This is a genomic window from Arthrospira sp. PCC 8006, from assembly GCF_046480465.1.
GTDB classification, from domain to species: Bacteria; Cyanobacteriota; Cyanobacteriia; order Cyanobacteriales; family Microcoleaceae; genus Limnospira; species Limnospira platensis.
In genome coordinates, this window is the sequence record NZ_PKGG01000224.1 from 1 (window position 1) to 8,198 (window position 8,198).

Below are 8,198 nucleotides of genomic sequence, written 5' to 3' on the forward strand. Positions count from 1 at the left end.
TAAAAGCAGGTGGAGTAAAGCTACCTCGTAAGGTTACGGGAGYCATACAGGATGATATTAATGCACTAGAAGACCATCTATTGGGCTCTGAGAGTGATTTAGAGGATGAAGATAATGAAGTCAACCCATTTTATAGTTGGTTAGATTAATCCCACACCAAAAACAAAACCGCTTATGTGTAAATTTTTTAGGGACTCTATTTTAAAAGCACATAAGCGGTAGCCACTAAGCATTAGGAAATTATAGCATGATACCACGTCATTGGTCCGAGGTTAGGCTTAACCTACGAAACATCACGTTAACCCCCTTGATGTATATCGGTCATTCCCTATATATCAAAGTTCCAATTTCAGGCGTAAAGGGGTTTACGTGGCAATCAACTTTAGTTAAGTTTGATAAGGATTTTATTGCTTATTTTATAGGCGAAATTCTTAAAAAATTAATCCCATTACATCCTGACAAACTTGAGGAAATTTGTACAGAAGCCCTAGAGTTCTACAGAGAAGAATGGAATATATATCAAGCCGAAAACGGCGGGGATAGAGAACCTGATAATCCTAATACATCTTTCGGAGTGTACCCAAAAGATGAAAAATAAATACAAKGCTAGAGGGCAAAAAATAGACGGCTATTATTTTCCAAGTGCATTTGAGTGTCGGGTTTATCACCTTCTACGAAAACATGATAATCAATTAATTGTTCACCCTAAAATGACATTAATTGAACATACAAAACCTTGGAAAAATATCACCTGGATTCCAGATTTTTATAGTCCGTTCTTTAATCGTTACATCGAAGTTAAGGGAGTATTAACTGATTCATTTAAGCTAAAAATGCAGTTATTGCAGTACCTTAATCCTGGCTTAGTCAATCAGTGTTGGTTTGTTATAAGGGGGACATCTTATCAATGGCAAGGCATCTCATTTATCAATATCGACGAGTTTCAGGAGATTTTAAACAACTTAGAAATTCCAAGGACAAACAATGAATAAACTACACTACAGAGGGATTTTTGATATCACGGGAGAGCTGTTAAGTGCTACCTATAATCCGCATTTATTTGAGTATTAAACCACTCAAATAGCCTACCGGATACTAACCCCTATTGAGGACCATCAAACTTCACAACTCAAGGATTTAGCCTACTCCTATATGGGTTCGTATTTTCCCCGTGGAGGTTACAGGGGAACCTGTACAGTTAAATTAAGTTATGAGGGTAAGTTACGGGTTTCAATTGTTGGRAATTCTCAGTTTTGGGATGTCTGYAAAAAAATCTCAAAAACAATCAATCAATCATCAAAGGATAGTTAATCATGAGTATCGGATATTACGGCAAAAAACAGGACGATAAATTTAGTTATTGCAGTGCAGTTAAGCCCGGTGAAACGGCAACCTTTCTAATTGTTGATTATGCACAATTCCGAATAAAACCACCTCACCTATGGATATTCGGAAAGGGTATTTCTGGGGATTTTCAGAATTTTAATGATAGGGATTGGAGTTACTCCAAAGGTGATAAAGAATTAATTGCTGTACGGTTTTGTATTGAAAAATACGAGACTGAATATAACGGCAAAAAACGAGAATACACCCCTACATCTCCAGAACTCGCATTGCTTAAAATAGTCGAAAGTGACTCAATGCTTACAGACGGTTCTGTGATGTTTACAGCAACAATAAATCTAAGTCAATCATCAGTCAAACTTTCTGACAGGATATTAGAGGGAAATATCGGAGACGATAATTTAAACTCTGATATTTCTAATATCTTAGAAATTGAATGTATTAATCCATTCAATCAATCTGTCGCTACTTACTCAATCGGAGATATTGACGCTTTCATTGAATCCAAGACTAAAAATAAAGCAGGATTTAATGGAAAGGCAAAATACAAAACCTTYGARGAAAGGTTAACAGAAGGGGCTAAGGTTTTGGATTGTGACCCTAGCTTTGAGAGTCTTTATAACAAGGTTAAACAACTTGATTCTAATGTATTAATTGCATTAATTGAATTACTGCGATTAATGTAGTCACAAATAAATCCCCCCTAAATATTTAGGGGGGAATAACCACCATACCATGTCAGCAATACAAGAGCGATAAGAGGTTACTACCATGTCTGAGGACTATATTGATTATAGACTAATTAGAAGTCAGATGTCATCTGAACTAGAAGAAATAATCACAGAAGGCAACCTGGGTGAGCAATTAGAGTCTGTTTTACGGGCTGTCTGTGTTCTGCCATATCCTGATATTCAGTTTCCAATTATCGCCTCGTTTATAGCGTCTCCAGTAACGTTAATGTCTACCGCTGGTATCCTGTTCCTTTGGGGGTCTAGCGGTACTGGAAAGTCACAGATAGCTACCGTAGCATCTGAACTATACAAGACAACCTCGGTGCTTGCTAATAGCACTTTCGCTTCACTGAGAAACAAGATACAACATGAACGATTTTATGACCCCCTTCAATGTGAATTTGAGAAAAATTTTATATTGGTATGGGAAGATATCACTCCTAATTTGTTGATTAAAAATGAGAATATGTTATCGCTTTTCCAGGTGTTAAACCGCAAAAATAGCCGAATAACCATCAGTAGTCAGACACCGGGAACTAACATGATTTTTAATGCTTTCGCTTTAAAGGTGATTAATTCAATACATCCATTGTGGACATTGTGGGAGTTAAACGAACTCAAAAGACGAATGTTTCCTATATGGTTTAAAAAACGAGAGACTATGACATCAGAGGAATATAGGGGCAATGGTTACGAGTTAAGTGATTTAAACGATGTAGAGGATATTACGCTTGATAAATTATCATCTCAATTAGAAATTTTCTGGAGAAATATCGATAACTGCAATCAATACAGCAAGGTCAAAAAACAACTACAGAAACACAAAAAATATATCATTAACGCTAGGTTATCAAGTGAAATTATTGTCACCCATTCATTGATTTATCAATTATCTATCAATGAATCAATTAAACGCTTCAATGATTACTGGGATTTTGTTAATGAAAAAATCTTGACTATATCATCAGGTACTGAACAATTTTTAGACAGTTTTATCACTCAAGGTATTGAGGCAAAAATGAAACAAAACAACCAGGCAATTAACGCGGGATGTCCTGAGTTAACCGAGGTGGTAACTGATATCGACCCGAAAGCGTTAAAAGAAGCCATTGAGAGAGCTAAAACAGATGGATATCTTGATAGTCGCGTTAATGTTTCAGAGTTGACTAATCTAATGAAAAGCAGGGGCTATTCAATGATTAATCAAAACGGTAAAAACGTTTGGAAACAAATTATTTAAGGAGGTAATTAAAATGACTCAAAATAACATTGACGCTATTACTCAAACAAGGTTTAAAACGTTTAAACAAATGGTAGACACCACGATTTACAATGCTACCAAACAAGACGCTAAGGATACTTTGATAACAATAATGAATGATTGTCAAACCGAGTATTCCCTGGCAGTCGCAAAGGAACAATTACTCCTAAAACAACTTAATTACATTAAACATTTGCTGACTAAAATTGAGTAACAAACCCGTCCGAAATGACGTTAAACTATCACAACTTAACCACTATCAAAGGATAAATCCATGTCAATCAAATCAAGTACGCCCGGATTAAACGTAGTAGAATATAGCTACATGAGTAATCGATTAAACCCTAACGCGGTAGGATTACTTGACTTAGTAGAACTTGCTATCACATCTGAACAATTCGACGAAATTGTCGAATTTATTCAAATCCACAGGCATTTTTTAAACGCGGAAATCGAGTTACTCAAAGGTATTGAAGCCTTGCTTTATGCAAAAATTACAGAACACAACAATAATCAAAATCACCCCGATAATGATGATCACAAGTTCAATTAATCAATAGGAAATAAAGCCATGAATGAGTTTGAACAAGAAAAAATGATGGTTATTGCAGAAATGGCTAGGGAGATTTTTGTCAGATTAGCTGGCAATAATTTAACAGCAACTCGTGAGGATAGAATCACGATAGCAGAAATTGCTCATAATTACGCTATTGACTTTCTGGCAGTACACGAGAAATGGGTAGAATCTCAGTATCCAATTATTACTCGATTCGATTCAGACGTAATATCACCTGAATGTAACCTTAATGGTTATAACAGCGATATCCTACTGGGAGGTGATTTTAATGCCTAAGCTACTCCCAGTAGTCACACTAACAGGGTCTTACAAAGGGTTTCTGGTAGGTCATGGTAATATCTGTATCGAAGTAGGTTCTTTAGAATGGTTTAAATACCTAGAAACCCATAAATCTTTTTCAGTAGAGGTTAATGGTAAACGATTTACAGCTTGCAAAAAACTCTCAATTAATGGTTTTACCTACTGGAACCTCAAAGGGTGGGATGGTAGCGTCAATCATCACATCTACATAGGGAAATCTGACCAACTCATTGTAGACAAGCTAACAGACGTAGCGTTAGCTATGATTACTAAGTGTAAGATTAGCGGGGAGCTACCAAAACGACATTTCCTGTACTAAACCCTAACACCTAACAGCTAACTCAATAACTTAAATGGCCCCTATGGTTTCTGACTGTAGGGGTTCATTCATATTATCTGTTTTCAGTACCGAAAATACGGTATCGAAAATTATTTATATGCTTACCCCCCTAGTTTACCCACAATAAACACCCTAAGCCAAAACCTTAACCCGTCTATTAGGGGTACTGGGTTCGGCACGGGATGATTACCACCAAAAATTGGAGACTTGTCTAGCGGTATGTAGGTATCGGTTTCGATGGGGAATCAATTCTCTAGGATTATGTAGGTATCAGCGAGAGATGACGAAACAAGTCACCAGTTGAAAAGTTGTTTAGGGGTATCGCTTCAGTATGTCATAGCCAGGTTAGTCGTGATTATGCGATCGCATTTTGTTGGTAGTGAGTAGGCTCCCCAATATTTCCCCAATAACCTGACTACCCCTATGGGTTTTGAAATTTGAGCCATACCCTCCCCCCAACCGGAACAAGCACTATTGGGGAAACGAACGACGTGATAGCAGTCAATGGTTCGTTACGAACCGAAGGCTTGCCATTGACGGGTATCACGAGAGAGTTACCCTGTCTGTGTTTGGTTAGGGGGAGATAGTAGGCATTTGACAGATTGATTAAGTTGTGCTTGTTGACTGAGTAATCATCCTATTGACAGAATTATTTTCCTGTGCTAKGAYTAGATTGTGAGTAATATCTGAGTAACTCAATAGGATATAGGGGTTGAGTAATAACCCGCTATCGCTGTCAGGATAAGGGTTTATAGTTAACGCCCCCCGAAGGATATTTACCTTCCCTAATTGCGATCGCTATCTCTATTGCTGCCGTTTTGGTTTATACTTACACCCAAGAAGAATTAATCAAGCTAGTCTCAGGAGGCATTGCTTTAGTTGCGGTTGTCTCTAGTTTCCTGTTGGCTAATTGGGTTATTCTGACTGGGTTAGTTATTTTTGTCCTTAATGGATTCAAATTTTTTCCCAAAGAAATCATCACAGAATTGTAAAATCTATCATTTACCCCTTGACAATTGCGCCAAAATCTGCTAGTACACGGGCATGATTTCGCAACAACCCTAGTAGGTTGAGACGGTTTCGCTGTACTTTCGGGTTAGAGTCCATCACCAAAACACTATTTTCACCGTCAAAGAATTGGGTAACTGTGGGAACAATTGCTGCTAAGGCTGTAATTAACTGTCGATAATTGCGAGTTTCTAGCGCGGCTTGAGTGTTGGGTATCAAGTTTTCTAGGGCTTCCATCAATGCCTGTTCTGAAGACTTTTCAAACAGGGAAGGGTTAATCACCGTATCGGGTTGAAGTTCCCCCGTGTCGAGGTCGCCTTGTTTAGCCAGACGGGTGGAACGGTTGATAGTTTCATAGATGATGTCTAAGGTACCATCACCGCGAATTTCTTGTAAAAACAAAGCGCGATCGCGTACATCTAATAAATCTTGTAACGCGCGTTCCTTATATTCTATGTCTTCATCTCCCAGCACCGCATTTACCAAATCATAATCAATAGATTTCTCGTCCTGCAACAAAGTCCGAATGCGCTGTAAAAAGAAATCTTCTAAATGATGAATCAGACCTAACATCGCGTTAGGATGACTATTAACGAAATCCGTCGTTAAATCCTTTAGCAACTCATGCAAATTTAAAGGTAAGTCAGCCGACCAGATAATATTCAGAACTCCATTAGCCGCCCGTCTCAGAGCAAAGGGATCTGATGAACCTGTGGGAAGCATTCCCAAGCCAAAAATACTAACTAGGGTGTCGAGTTTATCAGCTAGGGCGACCACTTGACTAATGATATTTGTCGGCAGGCGATCGCTTGCTCCCTTGGGAAGATAATGTTCAACTATAGCCTTAGCGACCCCTTCAGATTCCCCGCCAGCTAAAGCATATTTTTCACCCATGATTCCCTCAAGTTCGGGAAATTCATAAACCATCTGAGAGACTAAATCAGCTTTGCATAATAAGGCTGCCCTTTTAATCTGGGCGAGTTCCCCTTCGCTTACTTTTAGCTGTTTAGCAATGCGATCGGCATTGGCAATAATCCGACTTACCTTATCGCGAACTGAACCCAAATCTTCTTGAAACGTGACATTTTCCAAGTCGGGGAGATAGTTTTCTAGGGGTTTCTTTAAATCGGTTTTATAGAAAAATTCTCCATCTGCTAATCTGGCGCGGATTACCCGTTCATTCCCCGATGCAATAATGGCAGCTTTGGCTGGATTACCATTAGAAATAGTAATAAAATATGGTTTCAGATTACCTTGGGTATCTAAGACTGGGAAATACCGCTGATGTGTCACCATTACCATTTTAATCACTTCCGGTGGCAGCACTAAAAATTCCCCGTCAAAAGTTCCCACTACCGCTGTCGGCCATTCCACTAAGTTAACCACTTCATTCAGCAAATCTTCGGGAATTTCCGCCTCGCCGCCTACGCTGTTCGCTGCTACTTTTACCTGGTTGGCGATCGCTGTTTTTCGCGTCTGCGGATCTACTTCTACAAAGGCTTTACCCAGGGTTTCCGCATAGTCCGTGGCTTCCGCAATACTCACTGAGTTAGGGTGTAAAACTCGATGACCTTGGCTATGGCGATCGCTGCTAATAGTTTCCGAACCGTTGGGGATACTTAGCGGTAATATCTCCTGATCTAGTAGGGTTACTAACCAACGAATCGGACGGGGGAAGCGGATATCTCCATCTCCCCAGCGCATAAATCTCTTACCTTCCAACCGATTAATCCATTGGGGTATTAATTCCGTGACAATTTCGGCGGTTTTGCGTCCGGGAATGTGTTTGAGGACAAACACGAAATCCCCTTTGGAGGTCGGGCGAATTTCGATGTCTTCTAATTTGATATTCTGTTTTTTCGCGAAACCTTCCGCTGCTTTCGTCGGTTTCCCCTCTTTGAAGGCAGCAGTGGCGGGGGGACCTTTGATTTCTTCTTGGCGATCAGGTTGCTGTTCGGGCAGTCCGGCTATGACTACAGCCAGTCTTCGCGGTGTGGCGTACACTTTCACCGACTCGCAGGTGAGGTATTGTTCTTTTAGGCTGGCGGGAATCATCGCCTCCCACTGGGCGATCGCGCCTTCGACAAAGGTTGCTGGTAATTCTTCTGTACCGACTTCGAGTAAAAAGCTAGGCATGGGAGACAGTGCAGGTGGTCAGTGTTCGGACAATTTGACATCCTACCACAGTTTCGGTTCGTTTCGGTTCGTTTCGGTTCTAACTTCGTCCACCTCTCCCGAAATTGGTCTAAATTGGTGTCGCCGCATTCTCTCTCAGACTCCCGTCAATTACAGAAGTTCACGACAGCATAGGGGTTTCGGGGAGTTTATCCGGTTATAGACACGGAATAACCATTATCTTGAAAATATCACGCCAAATCTGGTTTTGTCAATTACTGTTAGAAACTCCCCTGAAAAATTACTCAATTCCTCGTAGTATTTCCGATACATTTAAAGACTCTTCCTGGCGTKAGGGTTAACTGGCGAGTTGRGGGAGGTAAATTCGACAGGTCTGGCTGTAACCTTTTCCGCTAGGGGTATAGAGCGATCGCYTYCYMACYCACACCTTTCCCTAAATTGGTGTCGCCGCATTCCCTCGCAGACTCCCGTCAATTCCAGAAGTTCACGACARAAWCATGG

Annotated in this window: 10 protein-coding genes and 1 pseudogene; 9 read left to right on the plus strand and 2 right to left on the minus strand. The window is 40.0% G+C overall.

Annotation, left to right across the window (positions count from 1 at the left end; genetic code table 11):
* Positions 1 to 247 precede the first annotated feature (247 nt).
* The 9 genes from B9T16_RS22900 (at position 248) to B9T16_RS22940 (ending at position 5,545) form a co-directional block, all read left to right on the plus strand.
* A complete protein-coding gene (locus tag B9T16_RS22900) occupies positions 248 to 598 on the plus strand; it encodes a hypothetical protein (RefSeq protein ID WP_410245862.1) in 351 nt (116 codons plus the stop codon).
* The gene (locus B9T16_RS22905) at positions 588 to 992 is read left to right on the plus strand and encodes a DUF1064 domain-containing protein (RefSeq protein ID WP_410245863.1); all 405 of its coding nucleotides are present in this window, start codon (positions 588 to 590) and stop codon (positions 990 to 992) included. The genes B9T16_RS22900 and B9T16_RS22905 overlap by 11 nt, the downstream gene beginning before the upstream one ends.
* Positions 993 to 1,313: 321 nt before the next feature.
* Entirely contained in the window at positions 1,314 to 2,030 is a 717-nt protein-coding gene (locus B9T16_RS22910; protein WP_410245864.1) for a hypothetical protein, read from the plus strand.
* A gap of 85 nt (positions 2,031 to 2,115) precedes the next feature.
* Positions 2,116 to 3,315 carry a hypothetical protein gene (locus tag B9T16_RS22915; protein WP_410245865.1) on the plus strand — a complete coding sequence of 400 codons (1,200 nt, stop codon included), beginning with the start codon at positions 2,116 to 2,118 and terminating at the stop codon, positions 3,313 to 3,315.
* A 13-nt stretch (positions 3,316 to 3,328) separates the two neighbouring features.
* Complete coding sequence (locus B9T16_RS22920) at positions 3,329 to 3,550, plus strand: hypothetical protein (protein ID WP_006616005.1); 222 nt, start codon at positions 3,329 to 3,331, stop codon at positions 3,548 to 3,550.
* A gap of 60 nt (positions 3,551 to 3,610) precedes the next feature.
* Positions 3,611 to 3,889 (plus strand): hypothetical protein, encoded by a 279-nt coding sequence (locus tag B9T16_RS22925; RefSeq protein ID WP_410245866.1) that lies wholly within the window; start codon positions 3,611 to 3,613, stop codon positions 3,887 to 3,889.
* An 18-nt stretch (positions 3,890 to 3,907) separates the two neighbouring features.
* A complete protein-coding gene (locus B9T16_RS22930) occupies positions 3,908 to 4,189 on the plus strand; it encodes a hypothetical protein (protein ID WP_410245867.1) in 282 nt (93 codons plus the stop codon).
* Positions 4,143 to 4,532, plus strand: coding sequence for a hypothetical protein (locus B9T16_RS22935; protein WP_410245868.1), 390 nt, complete (start codon positions 4,143 to 4,145; stop codon positions 4,530 to 4,532). Before B9T16_RS22930 ends, B9T16_RS22935 begins: the two co-directional genes overlap by 47 nt.
* Before the next feature lie 839 nt (positions 4,533 to 5,371).
* Positions 5,372 to 5,545, plus strand: a complete 174-nt coding sequence (locus tag B9T16_RS22940; RefSeq protein WP_410245869.1) for a hypothetical protein — start codon at positions 5,372 to 5,374, stop codon at positions 5,543 to 5,545.
* Positions 5,546 to 5,555: 10 nt separating this feature from the next.
* On the opposite strand, the gene glyS is transcribed toward B9T16_RS22940, so the two are convergent.
* On the minus strand, positions 5,556 to 7,697 hold the full coding sequence (glyS, locus tag B9T16_RS22945; protein WP_410245870.1) for a glycine--tRNA ligase subunit beta: 2,142 nt from the start codon (positions 7,695 to 7,697) through the stop codon (positions 5,556 to 5,558).
* Between the two features lie 312 nt (positions 7,698 to 8,009).
* Positions 8,010 to 8,198 (minus strand): annotated as a pseudogene (locus tag B9T16_RS22950) (hypothetical protein); the annotation flags it as partial.

Coding starts and splice junctions, on each gene's coding strand:
- B9T16_RS22900 (WP_410245862.1), top strand. CDS start 248: ATGATACCACGTCATTGGTCCGAGGTTAGGCTTAACCTACGAAACATC.
- B9T16_RS22915 (WP_410245865.1), top strand. CDS start 2,116: ATGTCTGAGGACTATATTGATTATAGACTAATTAGAAGTCAGATGTCA.
- B9T16_RS22920 (WP_006616005.1), top strand. CDS start 3,329: ATGACTCAAAATAACATTGACGCTATTACTCAAACAAGGTTTAAAACG.
- B9T16_RS22925 (WP_410245866.1), top strand. CDS start 3,611: ATGTCAATCAAATCAAGTACGCCCGGATTAAACGTAGTAGAATATAGC.
- B9T16_RS22930 (WP_410245867.1), top strand. CDS start 3,908: ATGAATGAGTTTGAACAAGAAAAAATGATGGTTATTGCAGAAATGGCT.
- B9T16_RS22935 (WP_410245868.1), top strand. CDS start 4,143: ATGGTTATAACAGCGATATCCTACTGGGAGGTGATTTTAATGCCTAAG.
- glyS (WP_410245870.1), bottom strand. CDS start 7,697: ATGCCTAGCTTTTTACTCGAAGTCGGTACAGAAGAATTACCAGCAACC.